This window comes from Streptomyces sp. NPDC089799 (assembly GCF_040684755.1).
Lineage (GTDB): Bacteria > Actinomycetota > Actinomycetes > Streptomycetales > Streptomycetaceae > Streptomyces.
The window spans coordinates 1-26,970 of sequence record NZ_JBFBGR010000046.1 but is presented as its reverse complement, the minus strand read 5'-3'; the positions used below and the strand labels follow the sequence as shown (position 1 = coordinate 26,970).

Below are 26,970 nucleotides of genomic sequence, written 5' to 3'. Positions count from 1 at the left end.
CACTGATCAATTCCCATACGTTATTAATGGCCCGCAGAGGGCAAAACGGACATGTGAATTCATCCCAATTGATCGCGTACGGCCGCACCGAATTGATCGTCCAAATCTGCGGGGGATCACCGCAGTCGCGCCCGGGGTGGTATTCGGCGGCAAATGCGCTGTTCGGTAATTCCCATACGCCGGCCCGCAATTGACCGGACTGCTCGGATCGAACTCGTCTTGTCGTGGGCGTCGAAGGGACGTTGGCCCCGGGCCGGCACGTACGACAAGGCGAGTTCAGCCGGACCGACGGGAGAACAGCGCTTCCCGGACGGCCCGTTCCGCCTCCGGCAGTCGCTCCAGCAGGATCGCGGCCGCCCGGTCCCGGTCCAGCGCGTAGGCGCGCACGGAGCGGTCCACCGACTCCGGCCGCTCCAGCGGCTCCGTCAGCGGATGCACCGCCCCGGCCAGTACGCACAGGGCCGCGCGCGGTACGGCGGCCAGCTCGGCCGGCGGGAACCACGGCCGGGCCGCCCGGTAGGCGGCGAGCAGCCGGGCCAGCCCGGTCGGCCAGTCCTCCCGCAGCACCACGGTGCGCGGGTCGCAGCCGATGCGGGCGATCTCCCAGAGCACGGCGCGGGGTGCCGGAGGGCGGAAGTCGAGGACGGCGGCGACCCGGTCGGCGCGCATGAGCAGATTGGGCGAGGCGAGGTCGCCGTGCACCGTCTGGACGGTGACCCGGTCCGGTAGTCCGGCGGCCAGTTCCCCGATGCGGGGCAGCTGCGCGAGGCGTTCCCGGGCCACCGCCAGGGCCCATGCCTCGAAGCCCTCGCGCGGCCGTTCCTCGTAGGCGGCGACCAGCCGGCGCAGGCGGTTCCACCGTTGCTCCGGGTCGAAGAGGACGGAGGTCGGTGCCGTGTGCGGCGCGCCGCCCGGATGGCCGGCGAGCGCGGTGTGCAGCCGGGCGAGGGTCCTGCCGACCGCCTCCCAGCGTCCGCCGTGGAGCCGGCCGGCCGCGGTCTCGGCGTTCTCGACGTAGGGGGAGACGGAGACGGCGACGGCGGCCGGCGCGGGGGCGGCGGCGGGGGAGGGGGAGGGGGCGGCGGCGGGGGAGGGGGCGGGGACGGGCGTGGGGGAGGGGAGGCCGCCGCCGGGGGCGGTGGCGATCAGGCGCCCGTCGGCCGCCGGCCGTACCTCGGGCACCGGCACGCCCGCCCGCCGTGCGAGCCGGCCCAGTTCCAGGGCCCGTTGCTCGGCATCCAGATCCGTGCCGGGCGCGTAGCACTTCACGAACCAGCGCCGCCCGTCCCGATCGGTGGCGATGTGGTCGGAGGTGGCGGTGCCCGCGGGACCGGGCTCCACCGCGCGCGGCACCAGCCCGTACGCCTCCCTGAGCAGCGGCAGCAGCAGCGGCGCTGTCGGAGGCACCGGCGGCGGTACCGGCACCGGCAGCGCCGGAGGCGGCGCCAGGGGCACGGGCCGGGGCAGCGGGCCGTGGGGCCCGTGCGCGCGAGTCGCGTCCGCACTCACGAGGACCACGCCTCCCCCGGATGGGCCTCGCCACCGGCACCAGCCCCGGGGACCGGCCCGGCATCCGGCCCGGGGACCGGCCGGGCGCCCGGCCCGGCACCCGGCCCGCCGCCCGCCCCGGGGACGGGGTCGGCAGGCGACCCGGGGAGTGGCGCGGGTGCGGCCCCCCCTCCGTCCCCACCACGGGCCTTCCCGCCGGGCCTGCCCCCGGAACGGGTGGTGCCCCCCGGCCCGGCCCACGGCCGGCCGGCGTGCAGCTCCAGGGGGCCCGTCCCCTCGCGCAGCGCGCCCAGGCACGCCTCGATGCGCCGCCGCAGCTTCGGCTTCACCAGGCCCGCCAGCTCCTCCTGCCCCGCCAGCCGCCATTCCCGCAGCTCGGCCGGAGGCAGCCGGATGCGGCCCAGGTCGGTTCCGGTCAGCAGCCCGCCGTCGAAGGTGAACGACACCCGGGCCGGGTAGGGGGCGTGGCTCGTCCAGTTCACCGCCAGCAGCCGGCCCGGTGCCACCTCCAGGCCGAGCTCCTCCAGCACCTCCCGCCGGGCGCCGTCCCGCGGGCTCTCGCCGAGGTCGCTGTCCACCCCGCCGCCCGGCAGGTTCCACCGCCCGTCCTGCCGGTACGCCGGCTGGACCAGCAGCACCCGGCCCTCGCCGTCGGTGAACAGCATGTGCGCCGCGGTGAACGCCTTGGGCCGGCTGGCCCGGTGGCTGGCCGCGTCCAGCGCGTGCGCGTGCTCCAGTTCCGCCCGCCGCGCCGGATCCAGCGCGGCCGGGGAACCGGGCTGCGGCACCCCGTTGACCAGGTGCGCGATCGACCCCGCGTACAGCGCGGCCAGCGCGGCCCGCAACCGCGGGGCGACCCGCTCGGGCAGCAGTCGTACCGCCTCCTCCGGCGTGTGCCAGTGCGCTTCCGCCGCCTCTCCGCCGGCGAAGGACAGCCCGGTGGCCTGCTCGTCGTCCAGCGGCCCGACCAGGTGGACGTGCGCCACCAGCGAGCGCCCCGGCTCCCCGGGGGACCGCGCGTCCACGGCGAGCAGCCGGCCCACCGGCACGTCCAGTCCCAGCTCCTCCTTCAGCTCCCGCGCCAGCCCCTCCTCGGGCATCTCCGTGTCCGCCACCGTGCCGCCCGGCAGGTCCAGCCCCTCCCCGTGTGCCGGGGTCAGCATCAGCACCCGGCCCGAGCCGTCCAGGACGACTCCCGTCGCGACGACCAGCGGGGCCGGCCGTGCCGCGTAGTACGCCCGGACCTCCTCGGGCGTCGGCCGGGGAGCGGGCGGCGGGGGCACGGGAACGGGCACGGTGGTTCCTCCGGAATGCGCGGTGACGCAGGTCCAACGCCCGAGCCACCCGTCCTGACACGGTCTCGCGGCCGCCGTTCGACCGCCGGGCACCGGCTCAGAGTGCGTGGGCGCGCTCGTGCCGGGGCTCGTACAACCGCAGCAGGCTCCCGCCCGGCAGTCGCAGCGTGGTCAGCAGCCCCCAGCTCAGCTCGGTGACCGGTTCGACGAACTCCACTCCGCGCGCCGTCAGTTCCCTCACCGTTTCGGCCACGTCGTCGCACATCAGGAAGAGCTCGTGCGCTCCCGCACCCTCACCCGGATGCACCGCCACCTCCGCCGGCGGCAGCTTGAAGATCAGCCACCCGCCGCCCGCGTCGACATGGGCACATCCCAGGACGTCCCGGAAGAACGCCCGGTCGGCAGCCGCGTCACGGCTGTGGATGACGACGTGTGCCCCGTTGATCATGCGCGTGTGTCCTCACTCGGGTGTCGGTGGGTCGGCCCCCGCCCCCACCGTACTGATCACCGGGTTCAGGCCGTGCCGACCACCGCCGCCAGTTCCTCGGAACGGCGCAGCGCAGCCGCGACCGCCCCGGCGCCCGCGGGCAGCAGCGGAAGCCGTACATCCGGCGTCGGGATCCGGCCCTGCGCGTGCAGCACGCCCTTGACCACCGTCGGATTGGGCTCGGCGAACGCAGCCGCCGACAGCCGGGCGAGTGCATGCCCCAGCTGCCTGGCCCGTACCACGTCGCCCGCCCGCCAGGCGGCTTCGAGCTCCACGAACCGCTCCGTCGCCAGGTGCGCCGAAGCGAGGATCGCGCCCGGCGCGCCCATCGCCAGCATCGGCGAGGCGTACGCGTCGTCGCCGGCGAGCACGGCGAAGTCCCCGGGCAGGTCCCCGAGCAGCGCGACCGCCTCCTCCCCGATCCCGCCGGCCGCGTACTTCACCCCGGCGACCCCCGGCAGTGCGCCCAGGGCCCGCAGGGTCGGCGCGTCCAGCGGCTGCGCCGTCCGGTACGGGATGTGATAGACGATCAGGGGCACCGGCGTGGTCGCCGCAAGCCGCTCGAAGTGCGCCAGCACCCCGGCCGGCGAGGGCCGCACGAAGGACGGCACGGTCACCAGCGCCGCCGTCACCTCCGCCCACCGGCCCAGCCGGTCCAGGGCCCGCGCGGCCGCCCGGGTGTCGCCGCCCCCTGCCCCGACCGTCAGGGGCGCGCCGCGCTCCCCGCAGACCCGGGCGCACACCCCGGTGACGAGTTCCTGCTCCGCCGCGTCCAGCGCGGCCGCCTCCGCGGTGGTGCCCAGTGCGACGATCCCGGCCGCGCCGGCGTCGAGCACCTCGTGCGCGAGGCGTTCCAGCGCGTCCGCGGAGACCGCGCCGCGCGCGTCGAAGGGCGTCACGAGCGGGACGTGAACGCCCGCGAAACGATTGATGTCCTGTGCCATGCCCCGAGCCTGGACGCATCCGACCATCAAATCCAGTTCACGTTCCTTACCCCATGCGTAAGCTGAGCCGATGCTCGATGTACGACGCCTGCGCCTGCTCCGTGAACTCGCCCGCCGCGGCACCATCGCGGCCGTCGCCGAAGCCCTCTCCTTCAGCCCTTCGGCGGTGTCCCAGCAACTCTCCGTCCTCGAACGGGAGGCGGGCCTGCCGCTGCTGGAGCGCACCGGCCGCCGGGTCCGGCTCACCCCCGTGGGCGAGAACCTGGTCCGGCACGCCGAAGCGGTCCTGGAACGGCTCGAACAGGCCGACGCGGAGCTGGCCGGGGCCCGTAGCGGACTGGCCGGAGTGCTCCGGGTCGGCGCCTTCGCCACCGCGACCCGGGCCATCGTCCCCGCCGCGCTGGTCGCGCTGGCCCGCCGGCACCCGCGGCTGGAACCGATGGTCTCCGAGACCGACCCGGCCGCGGTCGGCCACGCCCTGCGGGCCGGCGACCTGGACCTGGCCCTGGTCCACGTGTACGACTTCGTCCCGGCGCCCGAGGAACCGGGCCTGGCCACCGAACCGCTGTACGCCGAGGCGATGTACCTGGCGACACCGGCCGACGGGGCCGGCGACGGCCATGACGACGGCCACGGCGCTGGTGACGGCGGCGGCGAGGGCGCCGACGATGAAGGCGACGGCGACGGCGACGGCGACGGCGATGGCGACGGCGATGGCGACGGCGATGGCGGGGGCGGGGGCGCCAGGGGGGACGCCGGGCCGGCGTCCCGCCCGCAGCAGCCCGCACCGGCCACGCCCACGGCCACCCAGTCGGCGGTCCTGCGCGCCGTACGGCACCGGCCCTGGATCACCGCCACCACCGGCACCATGTGCCACGCCATGACCGTGCGGGCCTGCCAGGCGGCCGCGTTCACCCCGCGCATCCGCCACCAGGTGGACGACTTCGCCACCGCTCTCGCACTGGTGGCCGCCGGCCAGGGCGTGTCGGTCGTCCCCCAGCTCGGCGTCTCCCAGCTCGGCGTCCCGCAGGACGCCGGCCCCGCCGTCCGCCTCACCCGGCTGCACATGCAGCGCTGCACCCGCATCGCCTTCCGCCGGGGCGCCGGCGCGCACCCCGCCGTGGCCGCGTTCGCCGCCGCGCTGCGCGATGCCGTACCGCCGGAACTCCGGCCGGAGTAACGTGCGTAGGTCTGGGCAAGGTCCACCAAGGATGGGGTACGACGTGACGCAGCAGGTACGAGGAGTCATCGCGCGGGGCAAGGGCGCACCGGTGGAGATCGCCACGGTCCTGGTGCCCGACCCGGGGCCGGGCGAGGCACTCGTGAAGGTCCAGGCGTGCGGCGTCTGCCACACGGACCTCCACTACCGGGAGGGCGGGATCAACGACGAATTCCCGTTCCTGCTCGGCCACGAGGCCGCCGGGGTGGTCGAGGCGGTCGGGCCCGACGTCACCTCGGTCGCGCCCGGTGACTTCGTGGTCCTCAACTGGCGTGCCGTATGCGGCACTTGCCGGGCGTGTCGGCGTGGCCGGCCGTGGTACTGCTTCGCCACGCACAACGCCTCGCAGCCGATGACGCTGGAGGACGGGACGCGGCTCTCGCCGGCGCTGGGCATCGGCGCGTTCGCCGAGAAGACCCTCGTCGCGGCGGGTCAGTGCACCAAGGTCGACCCGGCCGCCTCGCCGGCCGCGGCGGGCCTGCTGGGCTGCGGGGTGATGGCCGGCCTCGGCGCGGCCATCAACACCGGGAACGTGGGCCGGGGCGACTCGGTGGCGGTGATCGGCTGCGGCGGAGTGGGCAACGCGGCGGTGGCCGGCGCGCGGCTCGCCGGGGCGGCGCGGATCATCGCGGTCGACGTCGACGACCGCAAGCTGGAGTGGGCGAAGGGGCTGGGCGCCACCCACACGGTCAACGGCGCGAAGGAGGACGTGGTCAAGGCGATCCAGTCCCTGACGGGCGGCCACGGGGCCGACGTGGTGATCGAGGCGGTCGGCCGCCCGGAGACCTACGAACAGGCCTTCTACGCGCGCGACCTGGCCGGCACGGTCGTCCTGGTCGGCGTCCCGACCCCGGACATGCGTCTGGACCTCCCGCTCCTGGACGTCTTCGGGCGCGGCGGCGCGCTGAAGTCCTCCTGGTACGGCGACTGCCTCCCGGAGCGGGACTTCCCGCTGCTGATCGACCTGTACCTGCAGGGGCGCCTGGACCTGGACGCGTTCGTCTCGGAGACCATCCCCCTCGACGGCGTCGAGGCGGCGTTCGCCCGCATGGAGCGCGGCGAGGTCCTCCGCTCGGTCGTCACGTTCTGACCCACGGCACGGCACGGCACGGCACGGCACGGCCCGGCCGGTTCCGCCGGGCGACGCTGCCCGGCGGAGCCGCCGGCTTCGCGGGGCGCGCCCCTGTCGGGGGTGCCGCCGGCTTCGCGGGGCGCGCCCCTGCCAGGGGTGCCGCCCCCGGAGCCGGCGCCCCGCGCCCGCCCCGCCCAGGGTCGCCGCCCGCCGCCACGCCGTCGTTAGACTCGGCCGGGCCACGGGGCGCCGCAACGCCCCGGCCGGACCGCACCCCGGCAGGCAGACAGTGCCGGACCGATCTCAGGGAACCGCGTGACCACCAGCTACCGCCAGCCAGGCGTCGTCCTCACCGACCACCACTTCACGGTGCCCCTCGACCACGCCGCCCCGGCCGGCGAAACGATCGAGCTCTACGCCCGCGAGGTCGTCGCCACCGGCAAGGACCCGCGGGACCTCCCCTGGATGGTCTACCTCGAAGGCGGCCCCGGCTTCGGCGCCCGCCGGTTCACCGGTCGTCAGGCCTGGCTGGAGCGCGCCCTGCGCGACTACCGCGTGCTGCTGCTGGACCAGCGCGGCACCGGCCGTTCCACCCCCGCCAACCGGCAGACCCTGCCGCTCCGCGGCACCCCCGACCGGCAGGCCGCGTACCTCGCCCACTTCCGTGCCGACTCCATCGTCCGCGACTGCGAGACCATCCGCCCCGCCCTCACCGGCGGCGCCCCCTGGACCGTCCTCGGCCAGAGCTTCGGCGGCTTCTGCACCACCCACTACCTCGCCACCGCCCCGGGGGGCCTCACCACGGCCCTGATCACCGGCGGCCTGCCCTCCCTCACCGCCACCGCCGACGAGGTGTACGCGGCCGCCTACCCGCGCATGGAGCGCAAGAACCTCACCCACTACGACCGCTACCCGATGGACGTCGAGCGCGTCCGCAGGATCGCCGGCCACCTCCTCGAGCACCCCGTCACCCTGCCCGGCGGGCACCGGCTGACCGTCGAGGCGTTCCAGTCCCTCGGCATCCTGCTCGGGGGCGGCGACGGCAGCCACCAGCTGCACTACCTGCTGGAGAACGCCTTCGTCCGCACCCCCGCCGGCCCCGCCCTCTCCGACGCCTTCCTGGAGGCCGTGCGCGAGCGGCTCTCCTTCGCCGGGCACCCCCTCTACGCCCTCCTCCACGAAGCCATCTACGCCCAGGACCCGGCCGCCCCGACCGGCTGGGCCGCCGAACGCGTGCGCGCCGCGCACCCCCGCTTCGACGCCGCCAAGGCGCTCGCCGGGGACGACCCGGTCCTCTTCACCGGCGAGACCATCCACCCCTGGCACTTCACCACCGACCCGGCGCTCGAACCGCTCCGCGAGACCGCCGAGCTGCTCGCCGCCCGCACCGGCTGGACCCCGCTCTACGACCCGGCCCGGCTGGCCGCCAACGAGGTCCCGGTCGCCGCGGCCGTCTACCACGACGACCTGTACGTCGACACGGCCCACTCGCTGGAGACCGCCCGAGCCGTCCGCGGTCTGCGCACCTGGGTCACCGACGAGTTCGAGCACGACGGCGTCCGCGCCGGCGGCCCCCGCGTCCTGGACCGCCTCCTCGCCCTCGTCCACGACGAGGCATGAGGTCCGGGGGCTCGGAGCCCCCGAGCCCTGAAGCCCTGAAGCCCTGGGTCCCGGGTGCGGAGCCCGGGGCCCGGGGCCCGGAGCCCTACTCGTCCTCGGTGGTGGGCGCGTCCGGCGCGGGGTCGGCCTCCTCCTGGGAGGGGAGCACCTGGAGGAGCTCGCCCGAAGCCGACAGCAGATAGCGGATCTCGGTCTCCCCGTCGACCGGTGGCGGGCAGACCTGGGCGCGGAGCTGCTCCTGCCGCGCCGCCACCGACTTGTCGGTGTCGTACCAGCGGCCCTTGAGCTCGACCCGGCCGAGGCGCTCGGTCAGTTCGGCCGAGATCGCCTCGGCTTCCTCCAGCAGGTGCGCCTGCGACTCCAGGTACTTCCGCAGCGCGGTGTAGGGGTTGCCCGGGTCGGCGAGGGCGACCGACGCGGCGTCGGCCATCAGGGCCTTGCGCCGGATCGCCAACGCCGCTCGCGCCAGGTGGAGCTCGCGGACGAAGTGGTCCGTCTCGTTCGACTTGCCGCCGAGCGCCTCCTCCAGCCGGCGGTAGTCCACCTTGCCGTCGTCGTCCGCCAGTTCGTCGATGACCCCCCGGAACTTCTCCAGGAACTGCCGGGAGCGGTTGAACTCGTCGTACGCGCTCTTCAGCGCGAGGTCGAGATTCGGATGCCGGCCGTCCAGCATCAGGCTGATCGCCCGGGACAACTGGTCGTCCGCGGTCCGCTGGTCCTTGATCCGTTCGACGTAGTGCCGCTCCTCCTGCCGGTCCAGCATGGCCTCGACCCGGCGTTGGTGCGCCCGTTGCTCACGCTGGGCCAGCACGTCCACCGCCATGACCGCTCCGGCGACGGCCAGCACGGGCCAGCCGGCGGCGATCGCCCCGCCCGCGGCGACGGGCTTCAGCACGGCCTGCGCCGTGATGCCGCTCCCGTCGCGGGCGAACCCCCTGAACCCCGAGGTCCCGACGGCCCTGACGAGTTCCGCCCCCTTGGGCAGCACCGCGTGGAACAGCGTCGGACCGCTGGGGTCGAGGGCCTTCACCATCCCGGCCAGCGCCTGCTGAGCGGCCGCGTTCACCGGCACCGTATGGAACTTCGCGATCTCGGACGCGCTCACCGGGCGGTACTCGACGGCGATCGGCGTGGCAGCGGCTTCGAGCGCTTCCCGGACCGAGGCCGCCGTCGATCCGGCGGACCGCAGGACCTCCTCGGGCACCAGCAGCCCCGCCGGGGGGAACGCCGGCCGGAGTTCCGCCACCACGGGGGTGCCGGTCCCCGCTTCCGCTCCCGGGCCACGGGAGCGGCGACGGGACCGCCCGAGCACCCATGCGGTGATGATGACGACGAGGGCTATCAGGGCGACCAGGGCGATCAGCGTGGCAAGCATGGCGCAAGGCTAGGGGGTGAACGCTCCGGCGGTTGCCCGCCGCCGCGATGTGGTCAGGCGGGCGGCACCGCGGCCGGCGGGTCCGCCGGATCGAGGAAGGCCCGGGTCAGGTGGGCCGTCGCCAGCACCGCCCCGCGTTCGACGGCCATGGCCAGCAGCGCCTCGCGGGACAGGCGGGCCGCGACCGGGTCCCGCTCGTACCGGTAGGCCACGGCCGGAGCCACCAGCTGGACCGGGTGCACCAGCGCGTCACCGGTGATCAGCACGGGCCGGTCCGCCCGGCCGGGCCCGGTCACCAGCACCGACTGGTGGCCGGGGGTGTGCCCGGGAGTGGGCAGCAGGGTCAGTCCCTCCCCGAGCCGCACCCGGCCGTCGGCCTCCTGCAACTGCCCGGACGCGCGCAGCGGTTCCACCACCCAGTCCCACACCGGGTCCTGCCGGTCCAGCGCCTCGGTCTCCGCGCGCTGTACGACGTACCGGGCGCCGGGGAACATCGGCTCGCCCTTCGCCCGCAGGGACCAGCCGACGTGGTCGTCGTGCAGGTGGGTGAGCACGACCGCCTCCACGTCCGCCGGCTCGATCCCGGCCTCCGCCAGCGCCGCCGGCAACCGTCCCGGCACCGGGCACCAGTCGGCCCCCGGCCCCTCCGCCGGTCCCACCCCCGTGTCCACCAGGACCCAGCGTCCGCCGGGCCGGGCCACCGCGAAGCACCGGAAGTCCAGCCGCCAGCTGCCGTCCGGGCCGGTCACCCCGGGATCCACGGCCTCGGCCGCCGCCCAGTCCGCCTCCTGCGCGTCGGGGAAGGTGTCGCGGGGGCGCTTGAAGAAGAATCCGGTCGCGTCCAGCAGTGCCGTGACATACCCGTGTCTCTCCACCGCCCCACCCTCGCACAGGTCGCCTATTGTGCGGATCATGAACGAGCAAACTGATCAGAACGGACAGGCCGGGCAGGCGGAGCAGGCGGCGCAGGTCGATCAGGCGTCGCAGGCCGGGCAGTTGGAGCCGATGCCCACCGACTGGCAGCGCGCGCTGGCCGTGGTCGCCCACCCCGACGACCTCGAATACGGCTGTGCCGCGGCGATCGCCGACTGGACCGACGGCGGCCGCGAGGTGGTCTACCTCCTCGCCACCCGCGGCGAGGCCGGCATCGACACCATCGCCCCCGAGCAGTGCGGGCCGCTGCGCGAGGCCGAGCAGCGGGCGAGCGCGGCCGTGGTCGGGGTGTCCGAGGTGGAGTTCCTGGACCACCGGGACGGCGTCCTCGAATACGGCCTCGGCCTGCGCCGGGACATCGCGGCGGCGATCCGCCGGCACCGCCCCGAGCTGGTGATCACCCTCAACCACCGGGACATCTGGGGCCAGGGGCCGGGCGGCTTCTGGAACACCCCCGACCACAAGGCCGTCGGCCGGGCCACCCTGGACGCGGCCGGCGACGCCGGCAACCGCTGGATCTTCCCCGAGCTCATCTCCGAGCAGGGCCTGGAGCCCTGGAACGGGGTGCGCTGGGTGGCGGTCGCCGGTTCCAGCACCCCCACGCACGCCGCGGACGCCGGCCCCGGGCTGGAGCGGTCGGTCAAGTCCCTGATGGAGCACAAGGCGTACATCGAGGTGCTGACCGACCAGGACCCGGAGGAGTACTGCCGGACCTTCCTCACGGGCAACGCGCAGCAGGCGGCGGCCCGGTTCGGCGGGCGCCCGGCGGTGGCGTTCGAGGTCTTCCCGCGCTGACCCCGGCCCCGTAACCTGACCGCTGAAACCCATTCTGACGGACGGTCAGACAAGGAATGTGCGGGTCAGGCTGACACGGGGAGGGACGAGCCGGTGATCGACACCCTGTCCACGGAGATCGCCGAGGGTGAGGAGCGGATCCGCCTCGACGTCGAGGACGGCCTCGCCGTCCTCACCCTCTGCCGCCCGGACAGGCTCAACGGCTGGAGCTGGGAATCCACCCGGCAACTGGGCCTGCTGGCCGACCGGATCCGCTTCGACGACACCGTCCGGGCCGTCCTGCTCCGTGCCGAGGGCCGGGCCTTCTGCGCGGGCATCGACGTCACCGCCCCCGGCGGGGCCATCACCGGGGACTCGCCCGCCGCCCGCACCCGCGCCTACTACGAGGGCATCCGCTGGGTCCACGAACGCTTCACCGTCCTCGGCCGGCTCCCACAGCCCGTCATCGCCGCCGTCCAGGGCTACTGCCTGGGCTTCGGCTTCGAACTCGCACTGATGGCCGACATCCGGGTGGCCGCCGAGGACGCCGTGTTCGCCCTGCCGGAGGCACAGCTCGGCGTGGCCGTCGACGCCGGAGGCGACCTGCGCATCGCCCGCGACGCCGGAGCCGGCTGGGCCAAATACCTCGCCCTGACCGGCCGCCGCATCGACGCCCGGACGGCGGAGCGGCTGAACCTCGTCCAGCAGGTGGTGGACCGGGACGGCCTGGACGCCGCCGCCCGCGACCTCGCGGCCGGGATCGCCGCCAACGCCCCGCTCGCCGTCCAGGGCATCAAACGCTCGGTGGACGCCTTCGCGGACGCCGCCCTGCCCGCCGCCATGGACCGGGTGGCGATGACCGCGGCCCTCACCCTCACCTCGCAGGACTGCCACGAGGGCTACACGGCAAAAGCCGCCCGCCGCCCACCCCGCTTCGAGGGCCGCTAGGTGCAGCGGAACGATCCGCTCTCGCAGCTCGGTCAGCAGCCCGCCGTACGCCATGGCGGGAACCTGCGTGCGGGCCGCCTCCGGGGAGACGGCCCGTAGGGCGGGTAGCGTGGGACGGTGAGCGAACAGCACGGTGTGACCGAACACCACGTCCCGACCTGGGACGTGACGGCGAGCGGGGGACTGGAGACCGCCTGGGTGGAGCTAGGCGGGGCGCCGCCCGCGCCCTCCGGCCTGAGGGCCCGCGGGCGGGCCGTGGGCACCGATCCCGGGCCGTACTGGCTGTCGTACGCGCTGGAGACCGACGAGCAGCTCCTCACCCGGCACCTCACCGTGCGCATCGAGGACGCCCACCGGGTCCGCGAGCTCGACCTGCGCCGGTCGACCGCCGGGCACTGGACCGTCGACGGCCGGCCGCGCCCCGACCTGGAGGGCGCCCTCGACTGCGACCTCGGCCTGTGCCCGCTCACCAACACCATGCCCGTGCTCCGGCACGGACTGCACCGGGGGCCCGGCGAGCACGCGTTCCTGATGGCCTGGGTGTCCGTGCCCGACCTGGCCGTCCGGCCCTCCCGGCAGACGTACACCCACCTCCGCACCACCGCCGGCGGCGGGGCCCTCGTCCGCTACGCCTCCGGGGACTTCGCCGCCGACGTCGAGTTCGACGCGGACGGCCTGGTCGTCGACTACCCGCAGCTGGCCCGCCGGCGGGTCACCGCCTGAACGGCTCACGTCCCAGCTGGGTGCGGACCGGCACCGCCTCCGGGTTCACCACGGCCCGGCGCTGCCAGTTCGCGCCGTCCACCACCAGGGTGTGACCGGTGATGAAACGGGCGTAGGGCGAGGCCAGGAAGGTGGCGGCCCAGCCGAGTTCGCGTGGCAGCCCGGTCCGCAGCGCGGGCTGCCGCCGGTCGGCGGCCGTCCCCTGCCCGGCCCGCTCCATCCCGTCCCGGATCGCCCCCGTCATGTCCTCGTGCGGAAACAGGCCCGGCACCAGCCCGTTGACCCGGATGCCGTACGGGCCCCACTCCACGGCGAGGGTCTCCACCAGGCTCTTCACCCCGGCCTTGGCGGCCGCCGACGCGGCGAAGCCGGGACCGCCGGTCCACGCGTACGAGGCGCCGACGCTGACCACCGAGCCGGGCGTGCCCGCGGCCAGATGGCGCCGGCCGAACTCCCGGGTCATGAACCAGGTGCCGGTGAGCGTGATGTCGACGACCGCGCGCCAGCCGTTGGGGGAGAGGTCCTCGGCCGGGCAGGGGAAATTGGCCGCCGCGTTGTTCACCAGCACGTCGGGCGTACGCCCGGCCGCCGCCTCGGCCTCGTCGAAGACCCCGGCCACCCGCCCGTGGTCGCGGATGTCGCACACCGCGACCGCCACCCGGCCCGCGCCCGGCACGGCCGCCAGCTCCTCCCGGGCGGCGCGGAGGTGCTCCTCGTTGCGGCTGGCGATCAGCAGGTCCGCGCCCAGCCGGGCGAACTCGGCGGCCACGGCCCGGCCCAGCCCGGTGCCGCCGCCGGTCACCAGCACCAGCTGCCCGGCGTAGGTGCCGGCCGGGAGGGCGGCGGTCCCCGGTGGGGGCGGGGCGGGCAGTCCCGGCAGCCCGTCGCCCCTGCCGTTGCTTCCGTTGCTTCCGCTGTTCGGATGTGCCGTGTCTGTCATGCCGGCATCGATAGCGTGCACGGGTGCAGATGGCCATGGGCGTGGGCGTGGCCGTTGCCGTCGGCTGTGCGCCCCACGCGTACAGGGGTGATCAGCGGCTCGATGTGGTGCCCTTCACCACCTTGGCAGGGCAGTTGGGGATGTCGGAGCCGTCCGCTGCCTTGGCGTCCTCGTCGCCGTTGAGGTAGTAGGCGGACACCCAGGCCCGGCTGCCGTTCGGGCCCATGTCCGTCAGCAGCCACCAGGAGTTCCAGATGCTGCCCAGGCCGTTGATGCTTTCGCCCCGGACGCGGCAGTAGGCATGGCGAGGGCCGGCATCGAAGGTGCCGATCTCATCGTGTGCCTTGGACGGATCGTTGCGGACCTTGCCCGCCAGGATGAACGTCACCGGCACCTTGGACAGGTCGCCCCCGGCTGACGGCGGCGGCGTCGTTTGCGGACTGCCGGGAGACGTGGGTGTCGTGCCGGGCGTTCCGGTCGCGGACGGCTGGATCGTCCCCCCGCCCGCCGTGGACCCGGTGTCCCGGTCCTCCTTCCGGGAGTCGACGTAGAGGACGGCCGAGACGGTGAGGGCGACGGTGGACAGCACGGCGCTGACCGCGATCGCGGCCCGGCGCGGCCAGGGCGACCCCGAGGAGGCGGCACCGGCCGTCACCCGGCCGTCCGTACGGTGGTCCCGGAGGGTTCCGTCCCGGGAGTCCCGGCCGGCCACGGCACGGTCGTCCGCGACGCCTCCCGTACGGACACCCGCACCACCTCCCGTACCCGCACCAGCACCGCCACCGGCTTCCGGACGGCCGTGCGGCCCGTCCGCCGGTTCCGGAGCCGGCCCGGGAGCCCGAGACGGGTCCACGAACGTGGGCTCCGGTCCCGCCGGCGCGGTCGTGTCCCGTACGGCGCGGGCGACCGGAGCCGGCAGCCACTCTTCGGGGACCGAGAGCCGGGCGGAGCGGTCGCCGCGCGCCGCGGTCAGCAGCTCCAGCAGTTCCGTCACGCCGGGCCGCCCTTCCGGCTCCTTCGCCAGGCAGCGCCGCACCACCTCGTGCAGCCCGGCGGGCAGGCGTGCGAGGTCGGGTTCGTCGTGCACCGCACGGTAGGCCACCGCGAAGGCCGGGCCCGACCCGAAGGGGCCTTCGCCGGTCGCCGCCCAGGTCAGGATCACGCCCAGCGAGAAGACGTCCGCGGCCGGCCCGACCGGGCCTCCGGTCGCCTGCTCGGGAGCCATGAACCCCAGGGTCCCGATGATGGCCCCCGTCGTGGTCAGCTTGCCGGCGTCGGCGTCGGTTGCGGCGACGTCGGTGGCGGTGGCCACCGAGATCCCGAAGTCGATCACGCGCGGCCCGTCCGCCGACAGCATCACGTTCGCCGGCTTCAGGTCCCGGTGCACCACGCCGGCCCGGTGGATCGCCTCCAGTGCCTCGGCCAGCCCCGCCCCCAGTGCGAGCACCGAGTCCGCCGCCCAGGGCCCGTGGGCGGCCACGGCAGCGTCCAGGGACATGCCGGGGACGTACGCGGTGGCCAGCCAGGGCGGGTCCCCGTCCGGATCGGCGTCCACCACGGCGGCGGTGAAGACGCCGTTCACCCTTCGGGCGGCGGCCACCTCCCGTGCGAACCGGCGCCGGAAGCCGTCCTCACCCGCCAGATCCGACCGTACGACCTTCACGGCCAGGGCCCGCCCGCCCGGGGACCGCCCGAGGTACACCCGGCCCATGCCGCCCGAACCGAGCCGGGAGACGATCCGGTACCGCCCCACCTGTCGCGGATCCCCTGCCTCCAGGGCAGCGCCCATCGTCATTCCCCATCCCCCGTACGACCCGACCCATCGGGCCGGGAGACTATCCAGCCCACCGCCCGGCCGCCAGCCCGGCCGCCCGGCCCGGGCCGGGCGGAAGCCCGGGTCCGGACCGCCGTCCGACCACCCGGCCCGTCAACCCCCGTCCCCAGAAAGGGCCTTGTGGCGCGGCGGGCGCGGAAGCGCACGGACCGTCGGAGACGGCCGCGGAACCGCCCCCCGGGCGTCCGGATGGTTCACAGGGATGCAAGCGACCGCTTAGTATGCCGCCGAGCACGGACCCCTCGACGGTGGCTGGAGGCCCCGGATGCAGGCATGGCGAGTACACACCCACGGCGAGCCCCGCGAGGTCATGCGGCTCGACGAGGTCCCGGAGCCGGAACCCCGCGAAGGCGAGGTGAGACTCCGGGTCCGGGCGGCCGGCGTCAACTTCCCCGACGCCCTGCTCTGCCGCGGCCAGTACCAGATCCGACCCCCGCTGCCCTTCACCCCGGGCGTGGAGGTCTGCGGCGAGACCGAGGACGGCCGCCGGGTCATCGCCAACCCCTCCCTGCCGCACGGCGGTTTCGCGGAGTACGTCACCGCGCCCGAGGCCGCGCTGCTCCCCGCCCCCGACGCGCTCGACGACGCCGAGGCCGCCGCCCTCCACATCGGCTACCAGACCGGCTGGTTCGGCCTGCACCGGCGGGCCCGCCTCCAGCCGGGCGAGACCCTGCTCGTGCACGCATCCGCCGGCGGGGTCGGCAGTGCCGCCGTCCAGCTCGGCAAGGCCGCCGGGGCCACGGTCATCGGCGTGGCCGGAGGCAAGGACAAGGCCGCCGCGGCGGAGGCGCTCGGCTGTGACCTGGTGATCGACCGCACGTCCGAGGACGTGGCCGCCCGGGTCAAGGAGTTCACCGGGGGCCGCGGCGCCGACGTCGTCTACGACCCGGTCGGCGGGGACGCGTACGCCGCCTCCGCCAAGTGCGTGGCCTTCGAGGGCCGGATCCTGGTCGTCGGCTTCGCGAGCGGCCGGGTCCCCGCCCCCGCCCTCAACCACGCCCTGATCAAGAACTACTCGGTCGTCGGCCTGCACTGGGGCCTGTACGCCGCCAAGGACCCGGCCGCCGTCCTCGCCTGCCACGCCGAACTCACCCGGCTCGCCGCCGAAGGCGCCGTCAAACCCCTGATCGGCGCACGGGTCCCGCTCACCGGCGCCGCCGACGCCGTGCAGCGGGTCGCGGACGGCACCAGCACCGGCCGGCTGGTCGTCGTACCGGGCGAGGCCGTCGCAGCGGACGGGGCCGTCGCAGCCGGCGGCGCCGTCGTACCCGAAGCCCCCGCCCGGAACGGAGGAGACGCCTGATGGCCCCGCCCCTCACCGAAGCCGGACTGGCCGCCCGCACCCGCGAGTTCCTCGCCGCCCACCCGCCCGCCGGGACCGGCCGGCAGGAGTTCCTCCGGGCCCGCTTCGACGCCGGACTGGCCTGGGTCCACTACCCGGAGGGCCTCGGCGGACTGGCCGCCCCGCGCGCCCTGCAGGCCGTCGTCGACGCCGAACTCGAAGCCGCCGGAGCCCCCGACAACGACCCGCGCCGCATCGGCATCGGCCTCGGCATGGCCGCGCCGACCATCCTCGCCTACGGGACGGAGGAGCAGAAGCGCCGCTTCCTGCGCCCGCTGTGGCTGGGCGAGGAGGTCTGGTGCCAGCTGTTCAGCGAACCCGGCGCCGGATCGGACCTCGCCGCCCTCGCCACCCGTGCGGTCGCGGACGGCGACGGCTGGGTGGTGGACGGCCAAAAGGTGTGGACCTCCAGCGCCCACACCGCCCGCTGGGCCATCCTGGTCGCCCGCACCGACCCCGGCCTGCCCAAGCACCGGGGCCTCACCTACTTCCTCTGCGACATGACCGACCCCGGGGTCGAGGTCCGGCCGCTCCGCCAGCTCACCGGCGAGGCCGAGTTCAACGAGGTGTTCCTCACCGGCGTCCGCATCCCCGACGCCCACCGGCTCGGCGCCGTGGGCCAGGGCTGGGAGGTCGCCCGCACCACCCTGATGAACGAACGCGTCTCCATCGGCGGCATGCGGCTGCCCCGCGAGGGCGGCATGATCGGCCGGGCCGCCGCCGTCTGGCGGGACCGCCCGGAGCTGCGCACCCACGCCCTCCACGACCGGCTGCTCACCCTGTGGGTGGAGGCAGAAGTGGCCCGGCTCACCGCCGAACGCCTCCGGCAGCAGCTCGCCGCCGGAGCACCCGGCCCCGAGGGCTCCGGCATGAAGCTCTCCTTCGCCCGGCTCAACCAGGAGATCAGCGGCCTGGAGGTCGAACTCCTCGCCGAGGACGGGCTGCTGTACGAGGACTGGACCATGCGGCGGCCCGAACTGGTCGACTTCACCGGCCGGGACGCCGGCTACCGCTACCTGCGGGCCAAGGGCAACTCCATCGAAGGGGGCACCAGCGAGGTCCTCCTCAACATCGTCGCCGAACGCGTCCTCGGCCTGCCCGCCGAACCGCGCGACGACAAGGACCTCCCCTGGAAGGACCTGGCCCGATGACCGACACCGGAGCTCCCGACCTGCTCTACACGGACACCGAGGAAGAACTCCGCTCGGCGGTGCGGTCGCTGCTCGCCGACCGCGGGGGGCCCGCTGCCGTCATCGCCCGGCTGGAGGCCCCGCGCCCGTACGACGACGGGCTCTGGCAGACCCTGGCCGCCGGGATCGGCGCCACCGGACTGCTCGTCCCCGAGAAGTTCGGCGGACAGGGCGCCGGCCACCGCGAGGCGGCCGTCGTACTGGAGGAACTCGGCCGGGCCGTGACACCCTCCCCCTATCTGACCAGCGCGGTCGTGGCCACCGAGATGCTGCTGGCGTGCGCGCCGGGATCGCTGCGGGCCCTCGACCTGGTCGCCCGGCTGGCCACGGGCCGCGAGGTCTGTGTGGCGGCGCTGCCGCTCACCCTCGGCCCGGGCGGGACCCCGCCCACCACGGGCACCGTCAGGGCCGTCGCCGACGCGGTGGCCGCCGACACCTTCCTGGTCCACTCCGTGACCGGCCTCCACGCCATGCCCGCCGAGGACGTCACCCTCTCCCCGCGGGTACCGCTCGACCCGACCCGCCCGCTGGCCGAGGTCACCCCGCGGGAAGGCGCGGGCATCCGGATCGCGGACCCGGACACCGCCCGCGCCGCGGTGGAGCGCGGACTGCTCGCCGGAGCGGGCCTGCTGGCCTCCGAGCAGCTCGGGCTGGCCGAATGGTGCCTGACGGAGACCGTGGCGTACCTGCGCACCCGGCACCAGTTCAACCGACCGCTCGGCTCCTTCCAGGCGCTCAAGCACCGGCTGGCCGCGCTGTGGCTGGAAACTGCCTCGGCCCGCGCGGCGGCCCGCGCCGCGGCGGACGCCCTCGACTCGGACGCGCCGGACGCGCCACTGCTCGTCTCGGTGGCCCAGGCGTACTGCTCGGCCGTCGCCGTACGCGCGGCCGAGGAGTGCGTCCAGCTGCACGGCGGCATCGGCATGACCTGGGAGCACCCGGCCCACGTGTACCTCAAGCGCGCCAAGGCGAACGCGTCGGCGTTCGGCTCGGCCGCCCACCACCGCGCCCGCCTCGCCGGCCTCACCCGACTCCCGCCGCCGTGACCCGCGGCGCCGCCGGGACGCTCTAGAGGCCGCGCGCGTGCCAGTGGAACTTGTTGCCGCCCACCCAGCGGACGGCTTCCGGGTCGTCCAGGTCGTGGATCGTCACGCCCGCATCCGCGGCGATGAAGATCACGTCCGTCATGGACTTCGCGAACCCGACGACCTCACCGTCGACCTCGACGATGCGGAAGGGCGGGTCGCCGTCCTGCACTCCCAGCACGGTGACCCGCGCGAAGGGGATGTACGGCGTCGTGCCTTCGGTCATGCTCGGAACGGTTCCACGCCACGGCGGTCCCCGCAATCGGAACCGATGGCGGCTGCGCGCCCGGGGACGGTTCCAGGGGCGGGCCCCGGGTCGACCGTGGCCGCCGGGCAGCCGCACGCCAGGGCCCCCGGCGGCCGCGGGGCCGGGCCGGAGGCCGGCCTTCCGGCCCGCGTCCGCCTCGGCGTGCGGGGACTGCGCGGGGCGGCCGGGTTTGCCGGGGAGGGCCGGGTGGCGGCCCGGAGCCGGCCTGTGGCCGCCGGGCGGCCGTGTGATCGCCTTCCGGTCCGCGTCCGCCTCGGCGTGCGGGGACTGCGTGGGGCAGTCAGGTGTGCCGGGCAGGGGCAGCCGCACGCCAGGGCCCCCGGCGGCCGCCGGGCCGGGCCGGATGCCGGCCTTCCGGTCCGCGTCCGCCCCGGCGTGCGGGGACCGCCCGGGGCGGCCGGGTTTGCCGGGTGGCGGCCCGGAGCCCGCCTGTGGCCGCCGGGCGGCCGTGTGATGGCCTTCCGGTCCGCGTCCGCCTCGGCGTGTGGGGACTGCGCGGGGCGGCCGGGTGTGCCGGGGAGGCCCGGGGCGGGCTGCCCGTGGTCGCCGGACGATCGGACGCCGACCCGGCAGGTGGCCGCCGGGTAACCGGAGGCCAGGGCCGCCCGGCGGCCGCCGGGCCGGGCCGGAGGCCGGCCTTCCGGCCGCGTCTGCCTCGGCGTGCGGGGACTGCGCGGGGCGGCCGGGTTTGCCGGGCAGGGCGGTGGCAGCCCGGGGCCGACCGGTGGCCGCCGGGTCGGCCCGTGGCGGGAAGGCCGCCGGATGGCGGCCTTCCGGACCCCGCCCGCCCCGGTGCCCCGCGCGGTCCCTACCCTGGCCGGATGACGACGGTCACGATCACCCCGCTGGACGCGGCCGGACTGCGTGCCCACCGGGACGAACTCGCCTCCCTCCTGCTGGCCGTGGTCGGCGGCGGGTCCTCCCTCGGCTTCCTCGCCGGGCTGGACCACGCGGGCGCCGCCGCCTGGTGGGATTCGCTGGAGCCCGAGGTCGCGGACGGAGCGCTCGCGCTCTGGGTGTCCCGTACCGAAGGCCCCGACGGACCCGGCCCCGTCGACGGCACCGTCAGCTGGCACCGCGAGTCCAAGCCCAACGGCCGGCACCGCGCCGAACTGCGCAAACTGATGGTCCACCCGGACGCGCGCGGCCGCGGCACGGCCCGGGCCCTGCTCGCCGAGGCCGAGGCGGCCGCCGCCCGCGCCGGCGTCATCCTGCTCTTCCTCGACACCGAGACCGGCAGCGGCGCCGAGCACGTCTACCGCAGCGCCGGCTGGACCGAGGCGGGCACCATCCCCGACTACGCCACCGACCCGGCCGGGAACCTCCGCCCCACCACCTTCTTCCACAAGCACCCGAGGTCACCGCAGACCGGGTGACCTAGCCCGCCGGACCGCGTTAAGTCCGGTATGAGAGCCAGCCTGTTCACCCGCCGCGCATTCCTGCGCACCGCGTTCACCGCGACCGTCCTCGCCGGTACGGGCGCCGCACTCTCCCCGCTGGTCCGGGCCCGCCGGCCGCGCCCCGTCACCGCCCCGGCCGAGGGCGTCGTCCCGGTCCTGGAGGAGACGTACCGGGGCCGGCACATCGCCGTGGACCGGGCCGGCGTCCGGATCGACGGCCGCACCCTGCACGTGATGCGCCGCGCGGACGGCAGCTACCTCAGCGCGGTCAACCACTTCGAGTCCTTCGCGACGCCGCTGGAGCTCGCCCGGGCCGCCGTCGACGAACTCGGCACCGGCCGCCTCGCCGCCGTGCCCGCCCTGCACCACGCCTGAAGGGAGGAACCCGCTTGTACACCCGGCAGAACCAGAAGAACCTCACCTCCGCGCAGAAGAAGCGGTTCGTGGCGGCACTCCTGGAGCTCAAGCGCAACGGTACGTACGACGCGTTCGTCCGGACCCACGACCGCTACTTCGTGCCGGACCGGGGCAGCAAGCTCAGGGTCGGCCACATGTCCCCGTCGTTCTTCCCCTGGCACCGCCGGTACCTGCTCGAATTCGAGGGCAAGCTGCGCGAGCTCGACCCCTCGATCGCCATCCCCTACTGGGACTGGACCACCGACCGCAGCCCGGTCGGGGGACTGTGGGCCGAGGACTTCATGGGCGGCACCGGACGGGAGTCCGACCGGCAGGTGACGACCGGCGCCTTCGCGTACGAGCGGGGCAACTGGAACATCACCGTGGGCGTCACCGAGGGCCGTTTCCTCACCCGCAACCTCGGCCGGCCGAACAACCCGATCACCCTGCCCACCGCCGAGGAACTCCAGTGGGCGCTCGACGACCCGGTCTACGACACCGACCCGTGGAACTCCACCGCCCGAGACGGCGGCTTCCGCAACAAGCTGGAGGGCTGGGCGGCCCCCCGCAGCGAGAAGTGGCGCAACCACAACAAGGTCCACCAGTGGATCGGCGGGCACATGACCGGCGGGGCCGCGCCCAACGACCCCGTGTTCTGGCTGCACCACTCCTTCGTGGACCTGCTCTGGGACCGCTGGCAGCGCAGGCACCCCCGCTCCGGCTACCGGCCGGACCGCCCGCTGCAGCTCGGCGACCTCCAGCACGGCAGGGTGCTCTCCCTGGACGAGCCCATGCCGCCGTGGGACGTCCCCCCGCGCGACATGCTCAGCCACCAGGGCGTCTACCGCTACGAGCTCTAGGGCCGGACGGGCCCTGGCGGCAGGGGAACGGGGGAAGGGCCCCCGCCGACGGCGGGGGCCCTTCCGGAGAGCGTCACTCGGCGGCCGGAGCCGACGGTGCTCAGTGGCCGTAGCCGGCGGTGTGGGAGTCGCCGCCCGACGCGTTCACGCAGGTGTTGCCGAACACGGGGTTCAGCAGCCCGACCACGTTCACGCTGTTGCCGCAGACGTTGACCGGCACGTGCACCGGGACCTGGGCCAGGTTGCCCGACAGGACACCGGGGGATTCGGCCGCAGCACCGTGCGCTCCGGCATCGGCGACGGCCATACCGGCACCCGCGGCCAGCACGGAGCCGGTGACAGCGGTGAGAGCGGCTGCCTTCGCGATACGCGACATCAAAATCTCCTCGACACATGTGGGGCGCCGCAGCACTGCGGCATCGGACATGGCGTACAACGCGGGCGGCGCCAAGTGGTCACGGTCGGTCCGCTCACCCGGTGGAGCGGCCTCCGGTGAGGGAGGATGTATTTCCCCGTGATCGACGGCGGGGCAGGCGGGAGGACACGATGGCACTCGGACACGGGAACGGCAGCGGCCGCCCGGGCGGCGACGGAACCGGCGACCCGAACGGCCACGGCAGCGGTCACCCCGACGGCCACGGCAGCGGTCACCTCCAAGGCAGCGGCCACCCCGCCGGTCCCCCGAACGGCGGCGGCAACGGCCACGGTCACCCGAACGGCGGCGGCAACGGCCACCGTCACCCGAACGGCAGCGGTCGCCCCGACGCTCACCCGAACGGCCACCGCAGCGCCCTGCTCCCCTTCGGCCCCGGGCGGGCCGTCCGCGTGGAGACCCGCCACGGCACCGTCGCCGGCCACATCGAGGCCGAGGCCCGGTCCGGCCTCCCCGTCGCCGTCTTCCGCGGCATCCCCTACGCCGCCCCGCCCGTCGGCCCGCTCGCCTACGCCGCCCCCGTGCCCCCCGCGCCCTGGGACGGCGTACGCGAGGCCACCGCCTACGGGCCGACCGCGCCGAAGGTGCCCTACCCCGAGCCGTTCGCCGGCCTGCTGCCCGACCCGGACGTGCCCGGCGACGACTGCCTCAACCTCAACGTGTGGACCCCCGACCCGGCGCCCGCGGCCCGGCTGCCCGTCATGGTGTGGATCCACGGCGGGGCCCTCACCCGCGGCTCGGCGGCCTGCCCCGTCTACGACGGCGCGGCCTTCGCCCGCGACGGCGTGGTCCTGGTCTCGGTCAACTACCGGCTGGGAGTCCTCGGCTACGGACTGTTCCCCGACGCCCCGCCCAACCGGGGACTGCTGGACCAGATCGCCGCCCTGGAATGGGTCCGCGACAACATCACCGCCTTCGGCGGCGACCCCGGCCGGGTCACCGTCTTCGGCGAATCGGCCGGCGCCATCAGCATCGGCTCGCTGCTGGCCGCGCCGCGCGCTGCCGGACTGTTCTCGCAGGCCGTGCTGCAGAGCGGCGCCCCGGAGGTGCTGCCCCGGGACCGGGTGCGGACCATGGTCCGCCGGATGGCCGCACGGCTGAAGGTGCCCGCCACCGCCGCCGCGTTCGCCACCGTGGACCGGGCCGCGCTGCTGGCCGCGCAGGGCGCCGAACTCAAGCGTTCCAACGCGCTGCTCGGCGGCCCCGCCTTCGGCCTGGTCACCGACCCGGACACGCTTCCCGAGCACCCGCTCGACGTACTGGCCGGGGGCGGCGCCTCCGCCGGCGTACCGCTGCTGCTCGGCTGGACCACCGACGAGTACCGGCTGTGGCTGGCGCCGACCGGGACGCTGCGGCTGCTGGACCGGCTCGGTCCGCTCACCGTGGTGCTCGGCCGGGCCATGTCCGGGAAGGACCGGACCGCCGTACGGGCCCTGCGCACCTCCCGCCCCGGCGCCGGCCCCGCGGACGTGTTCGGCCAGCTGCTGACCGACCGGCTGCTGCGCGACCCGCTGCGCAGGCTCGCCGACACCCGGCCGGCCACCACCCCGGCGCACGTCTACGAGTTCGCCTGGCCCTCGGGGCTGCCCGGCATGGGCGCCTGCCACGCCCTGGAGCTCGGCTTCGTCTTCGACACCCTGGGCGTGCCGGAGTCGTCCTGGCTGGCGGGCCGGGACACCCCCCAGGCCCTCGCCGACGAGATGCACTCCGCCTGGGTGTCCTTCGCGGCCACCGGCAGCCCCGGCTGGCCGTCCTGGAACGGCTCGGGCCCGCCGAAGCGTTTCGGCGAGCCCGAGGAGCCCGAAGAGTCCGACAAGCCCGAGGGCACGGCTGCGGGCGACGTCGAGGACGACGGCGGGGCTACGACGCCGGAACCGGCCCTTCCATGACCTGGCTGATGAACCCGATCGCCTGCTGCCCCATGGCCGGGACATAGGTCTTCGCGTTGTGCTTGCCGCCCTGGATGATGTTCAGGTCGGTGTGGATGGGTCCCTTGCCGTAGGTGGCGATGAACTTCTTCACGTCCGGCAGGGTCTTCTTGTTGCTCTCGTCGGTGCCGACCTGGAAGGCGAGGTAGACGTCCGGGCCCTTGTGCTGGATCAGCCGCTGCGCCAGCACCTCCGGGTTGTTCTCCGTCTTCTCCTTCTCGTGGCCCTTCCACAGCGGGGAATCGGGGACGATGTCCGGGCCGGAGGCGATGACCGCCTTGAACTTGTCGGGGTGCTGCAGCACCGCCTTCAGGCCCGCGAACCCGCCCGTGGACGAGCCCATGAAGGCCCAGCCGTCACGGGACTTGATCGTCCGGAAGTTGGCCCGCATCAGGTCGGGCACGTCCTCGGTCAGCCAGGTGCCCATCTTCGGCTGGCCGGGGATGTCGGAGCCGTCCCAGTAGATGCCCTTGTCGTCCGGGCCCGGGTTCAGCACCGGCATGGCCAGCAGGAACGGTTTGCCCTTGCCCTCCTGGTACCACTGGCTGATGCTCTTCTGCAGGCCCAGGTCGGTGCCCATCCAGTAGTTCTTCGGGTACCCGGCGCCACCCGGCAGGGCGATCATCACCGGGAAGCCGCTGTCGGCGAACTTCGGGTCGCCGTACTCCTTGGGCGCCCACACCCACACCTTGCCCTTGAAGCCGGACTTCTTGCCGTCCAGCTCGGTGACGGCCACGTGCGTGCCGTCCGGGAGGGTCATGGTGTTCTTGAAGGAGGCCGCCGGGCCCGTCGGCATCAGCACCTTCGAGCTCGCGGGCTGCTGCTTGCCCCCGCTGCCCGCGCCCTGGCCGAAGGACACCGCCTTTCCCTTGTCGGTGAACGGCGGGATCTCGTAGTGGGTCATCACCGCGGCGGCACCCAGGCCCAGCGCGGCGACCGACACACCCGCGATCACCCACCGGCGGAATCGGTTCTTGCGGCGCGGCGCCTGCTGCTGCTCGGGCGGGTACGGCGGGTACGACATGTGCGGTGTTCTCTCCTGCTGCCTGTTGTGCGGCTCTGCCGGCGCGTCCGTGGTTCCGGTCCGGATCCGGAACCGGTACTGCGCTGTGGCCCGTGGGGCCCGTGGTGCCCTTCGGGAGGGAGGATGCGGACGAGGGCGCCCGGGTTCCGTACTTTTCCTTCTCTTGATCCGCCGCAGGCCTTACCTTGCCCGCCATGACGACTCGCCGCCGGTTGCTCGTCCTGTTCGCCGCCGTCTCGCTGCTCGCCGTACTGGCCGGGACCGCGGTGCTGCGCGCCGCCGACCGGGCCGCCGAGAAGGACCGGGTCCAGGAGGGCGGCCCGGGCGTCGCCAGGGGGGCGGTGTCGCTCGCCACGGGCGGTGAGCGTCGGATCGCCTTCCGGAACATGGCCTGGGGGCCGCACCGGGACGAGCTCACCACCGTCCCCGCGGACCGGCCGGACGGCCCGCGCACCGCCTCGGGGATCTCCTGCCTGCGCTTCCACGCGGCCGGCGGCACCGGGGTGTGCCTGCAGCCCGGCGGCCGGGCCGTGGTGCTCGACACCTCGCTCAAGGAGCTCTCCGCCCACCGGTTGGCCGGGGTGCCCACTCGGGCCAGGGTGTCGCCCGGCGGTCACCTGGCCGCGTGGACGGTCTTCGTCGGCGGGGACTCGTACGCCGGCACGGACTTCTCCACCCGCACCTCGCTGCTGGACCTGCGCACCGGACGCTTCGAGGAGTCCCTGGAGGCGTTCTCCGTGCGCACCGAGGACGGCCGGGAGTACCGGGCCGCCGACGTGAACTTCTGGGGGGTCACCTTCACCCCCGACGAGCGGGGCTTCTACGCCACCCTGGCCACCGGCGGACGTACCCATCTGGTCCGCGGCGACCTGGCGTCCCGGACGGTCGGCATGCTCCGGGAGAACGTGGAGTGTCCCTCCCTCTCGCCCGACGGCACCCGCCTGGTCTTCAAGAAGCGCGTGCCCGGCCTGCCCGCGGAGGCGCCCTGGCGGCTGTACGCGCTGGACCTGGCCTCCGGCCGGGAGACCCCGCTGGCCGAGACCCGGAGCGTGGACGACCAGGTGGTGTGGACGGAGACGAAGACGGTGGCGGGGACGGGCGGGGGGAAGGGGCCGGGTGTGGGGACGGGCGGGGGCGCGGCCGCCGTCGTCTACGCCCTGCCCGGAGACTTCGGCGCAGACCTGTACACCGTGCCCGCCGACGGCAGCGGTGCCCCGCGCCGGCTGATGTCCTCCGCCCTGGCCCCGGCCTTCATGGGAACGGGCTGAGGCGGCGGAAAGCCGCGGCGGGGGGGGGGCCGGGGGGGCCCCCCCCGCCCCCCCCCCCCGGACGGACGACCCGGGTCCCCGGCCACACCCGCAGGGGGGGGGC

Annotated in this window: 25 protein-coding genes; 14 read left to right on the top strand and 11 right to left on the bottom strand. The window is 75.0% G+C overall.

All coding sequences use genetic code 11. From position 1 onward, the window contains the following. Positions 1-276: 276 nt before the first annotated feature. From AB0O36_RS33400 to AB0O36_RS33385, 4 genes are all read right to left on the bottom strand, one after another. Positions 277-1,407 carry an aminoglycoside phosphotransferase gene (locus AB0O36_RS33400; RefSeq protein ID WP_365116850.1) on the bottom strand — a complete coding sequence of 377 codons (1,131 nt, stop codon included), beginning with the start codon at positions 1,405-1,407 and terminating at the stop codon, positions 277-279. Between the two features lie 98 nt (positions 1,408-1,505). Beyond that, entirely contained in the window at positions 1,506-2,804 is a 1,299-nt protein-coding gene (locus tag AB0O36_RS33395) for an NUDIX hydrolase (RefSeq protein ID WP_365116848.1), read from the bottom strand. 97 nt (positions 2,805-2,901) lie between these two features. Further along, complete coding sequence (locus AB0O36_RS33390) at positions 2,902-3,252, bottom strand: VOC family protein (RefSeq protein WP_365116847.1); 351 nt, start codon at positions 3,250-3,252, stop codon at positions 2,902-2,904. A gap of 65 nt (positions 3,253-3,317) precedes the next feature. After that, the gene (locus AB0O36_RS33385) at positions 3,318-4,235 is read right to left on the bottom strand and encodes a dihydrodipicolinate synthase family protein (protein WP_365116845.1); all 918 of its coding nucleotides are present in this window, start codon (positions 4,233-4,235) and stop codon (positions 3,318-3,320) included. Positions 4,236-4,305: 70 nt separating this feature from the next. Here AB0O36_RS33385 and AB0O36_RS33380 point away from each other — a divergent pair, with 70 nt between their 5' ends. The 3 genes from AB0O36_RS33380 to AB0O36_RS33370 all read left to right on the top strand — a co-directional run bounded on the left by AB0O36_RS33380 (position 4,306) and on the right by AB0O36_RS33370 (position 8,146). After that, complete coding sequence (locus AB0O36_RS33380; RefSeq protein ID WP_365116844.1) at positions 4,306-5,415, top strand: LysR substrate-binding domain-containing protein; 1,110 nt, start codon at positions 4,306-4,308, stop codon at positions 5,413-5,415. A 43-nt stretch (positions 5,416-5,458) separates the two neighbouring features. Further along, positions 5,459-6,544: an S-(hydroxymethyl)mycothiol dehydrogenase gene (locus tag AB0O36_RS33375; RefSeq protein ID WP_365116842.1), complete on the top strand. Its 1,086-nt coding sequence runs from the start codon at positions 5,459-5,461 to the stop codon at positions 6,542-6,544. Positions 6,545-6,841: 297 nt separating this feature from the next. Beyond that, complete coding sequence (locus AB0O36_RS33370; RefSeq protein WP_365116841.1) at positions 6,842-8,146, top strand: alpha/beta fold hydrolase; 1,305 nt, start codon at positions 6,842-6,844, stop codon at positions 8,144-8,146. An 85-nt stretch (positions 8,147-8,231) separates the two neighbouring features. Here AB0O36_RS33370 and AB0O36_RS33365 read toward each other — a convergent pair whose 3' ends face one another. Together AB0O36_RS33365 and AB0O36_RS33360 are read right to left on the bottom strand one after the other, a co-directional pair. Beyond that, positions 8,232-9,521: a hypothetical protein gene (locus AB0O36_RS33365; RefSeq protein WP_365116840.1), complete on the bottom strand. Its 1,290-nt coding sequence runs from the start codon at positions 9,519-9,521 to the stop codon at positions 8,232-8,234. Between the two features lie 53 nt (positions 9,522-9,574). After that, positions 9,575-10,435, bottom strand: a complete 861-nt coding sequence (locus AB0O36_RS33360; RefSeq protein WP_365116838.1) for an MBL fold metallo-hydrolase — start codon at positions 10,433-10,435, stop codon at positions 9,575-9,577. Between the two features lie 91 nt (positions 10,436-10,526). Here AB0O36_RS33360 and AB0O36_RS33355 point away from each other — a divergent pair, with 91 nt between their 5' ends. From AB0O36_RS33355 to AB0O36_RS33345, 3 genes are all read left to right on the top strand, one after another. Next, positions 10,527-11,249, top strand: a complete 723-nt coding sequence (locus AB0O36_RS33355) for a PIG-L deacetylase family protein (protein WP_365116904.1) — start codon at positions 10,527-10,529, stop codon at positions 11,247-11,249. Positions 11,250-11,342: 93 nt separating this feature from the next. Beyond that, on the top strand, positions 11,343-12,176 hold the full coding sequence (locus tag AB0O36_RS33350) for an enoyl-CoA hydratase/isomerase family protein (RefSeq protein ID WP_365116836.1): 834 nt from the start codon (positions 11,343-11,345) through the stop codon (positions 12,174-12,176). Between the two features lie 117 nt (positions 12,177-12,293). After that, positions 12,294-12,899, top strand: coding sequence for a putative glycolipid-binding domain-containing protein (locus AB0O36_RS33345; RefSeq protein WP_365116834.1), 606 nt, complete (start codon positions 12,294-12,296; stop codon positions 12,897-12,899). Here the strand turns inward: AB0O36_RS33345 and AB0O36_RS33340 are convergent. Beyond that, the gene (locus AB0O36_RS33340; protein ID WP_365116832.1) at positions 12,889-13,839 is read right to left on the bottom strand and encodes an SDR family oxidoreductase; all 951 of its coding nucleotides are present in this window, start codon (positions 13,837-13,839) and stop codon (positions 12,889-12,891) included. The genes AB0O36_RS33345 and AB0O36_RS33340 overlap by 11 nt on opposite strands. 91 nt (positions 13,840-13,930) lie before the next feature. Then, positions 13,931-15,634, bottom strand: a complete 1,704-nt coding sequence (locus AB0O36_RS33335) for a serine/threonine-protein kinase (RefSeq protein WP_365116830.1) — start codon at positions 15,632-15,634, stop codon at positions 13,931-13,933. 304 nt (positions 15,635-15,938) lie between these two features. Here AB0O36_RS33335 and AB0O36_RS33330 point away from each other — a divergent pair, with 304 nt between their 5' ends. Genes AB0O36_RS33330 through AB0O36_RS33320 form a run of 3 tightly spaced genes read left to right on the top strand, consistent with a single transcriptional unit; the run spans position 15,939 to position 19,251 of the window. After that, positions 15,939-16,976, top strand: coding sequence for an NADPH:quinone oxidoreductase family protein (locus tag AB0O36_RS33330; RefSeq protein ID WP_365116828.1), 1,038 nt, complete (start codon positions 15,939-15,941; stop codon positions 16,974-16,976). Continuing rightward, on the top strand, positions 16,976-18,166 hold the full coding sequence (locus AB0O36_RS33325) for an acyl-CoA dehydrogenase family protein (RefSeq protein WP_365116826.1): 1,191 nt from the start codon (positions 16,976-16,978) through the stop codon (positions 18,164-18,166). Before AB0O36_RS33330 ends, AB0O36_RS33325 begins: the two co-directional genes overlap by 1 nt. Continuing rightward, positions 18,163-19,251, top strand: a complete 1,089-nt coding sequence (locus AB0O36_RS33320) for an acyl-CoA dehydrogenase family protein (protein ID WP_365116824.1) — start codon at positions 18,163-18,165, stop codon at positions 19,249-19,251. The genes AB0O36_RS33325 and AB0O36_RS33320 overlap by 4 nt, the downstream gene beginning before the upstream one ends. Positions 19,252-19,273: 22 nt before the next feature. Here the strand turns inward: AB0O36_RS33320 and AB0O36_RS33315 are convergent, their stop codons facing one another. Then, the gene (locus AB0O36_RS33315) at positions 19,274-19,516 is read right to left on the bottom strand and encodes a hypothetical protein (protein ID WP_365116821.1); all 243 of its coding nucleotides are present in this window, start codon (positions 19,514-19,516) and stop codon (positions 19,274-19,276) included. Between the two features lie 863 nt (positions 19,517-20,379). Between AB0O36_RS33315 and AB0O36_RS33310 the strand changes: the two genes are divergently transcribed. From AB0O36_RS33310 to AB0O36_RS33300, 3 genes are read left to right on the top strand one after another with little or no spacing between them, the layout of a single operon-like run. Then, the gene (locus AB0O36_RS33310) at positions 20,380-20,934 is read left to right on the top strand and encodes a GNAT family N-acetyltransferase (protein ID WP_365116819.1); all 555 of its coding nucleotides are present in this window, start codon (positions 20,380-20,382) and stop codon (positions 20,932-20,934) included. Between the two features lie 30 nt (positions 20,935-20,964). Continuing rightward, complete coding sequence (locus AB0O36_RS33305) at positions 20,965-21,333, top strand: tyrosinase family oxidase copper chaperone (protein ID WP_365116817.1); 369 nt, start codon at positions 20,965-20,967, stop codon at positions 21,331-21,333. Between the two features lie 14 nt (positions 21,334-21,347). Continuing rightward, complete coding sequence (locus AB0O36_RS33300) at positions 21,348-22,214, top strand: tyrosinase family protein (RefSeq protein WP_365116814.1); 867 nt, start codon at positions 21,348-21,350, stop codon at positions 22,212-22,214. A 100-nt stretch (positions 22,215-22,314) separates the two neighbouring features. Here AB0O36_RS33300 and AB0O36_RS33295 read toward each other — a convergent pair whose 3' ends face one another. After that, positions 22,315-22,590 (bottom strand): chaplin, encoded by a 276-nt coding sequence (locus AB0O36_RS33295; RefSeq protein ID WP_365116812.1) that lies wholly within the window; start codon positions 22,588-22,590, stop codon positions 22,315-22,317. A 170-nt stretch (positions 22,591-22,760) separates the two neighbouring features. Between AB0O36_RS33295 and AB0O36_RS33290 the strand changes: the two genes are divergently transcribed. Then, complete coding sequence (locus tag AB0O36_RS33290; protein WP_365116809.1) at positions 22,761-24,536, top strand: carboxylesterase family protein; 1,776 nt, start codon at positions 22,761-22,763, stop codon at positions 24,534-24,536. Here the strand turns inward: AB0O36_RS33290 and AB0O36_RS33285 are convergent. Then, on the bottom strand, positions 24,508-25,599 hold the full coding sequence (locus tag AB0O36_RS33285; RefSeq protein WP_365116806.1) for an alpha/beta hydrolase-fold protein: 1,092 nt from the start codon (positions 25,597-25,599) through the stop codon (positions 24,508-24,510). The two genes, AB0O36_RS33290 and AB0O36_RS33285, sit on opposite strands and share 29 nt — an antisense overlap. 194 nt (positions 25,600-25,793) lie before the next feature. Between AB0O36_RS33285 and AB0O36_RS33280 the strand changes: the two genes are divergently transcribed. Further along, complete coding sequence (locus AB0O36_RS33280; protein WP_365116804.1) at positions 25,794-26,867, top strand: TolB-like translocation protein; 1,074 nt, start codon at positions 25,794-25,796, stop codon at positions 26,865-26,867. Positions 26,868-26,970 lie beyond the last annotated feature (103 nt).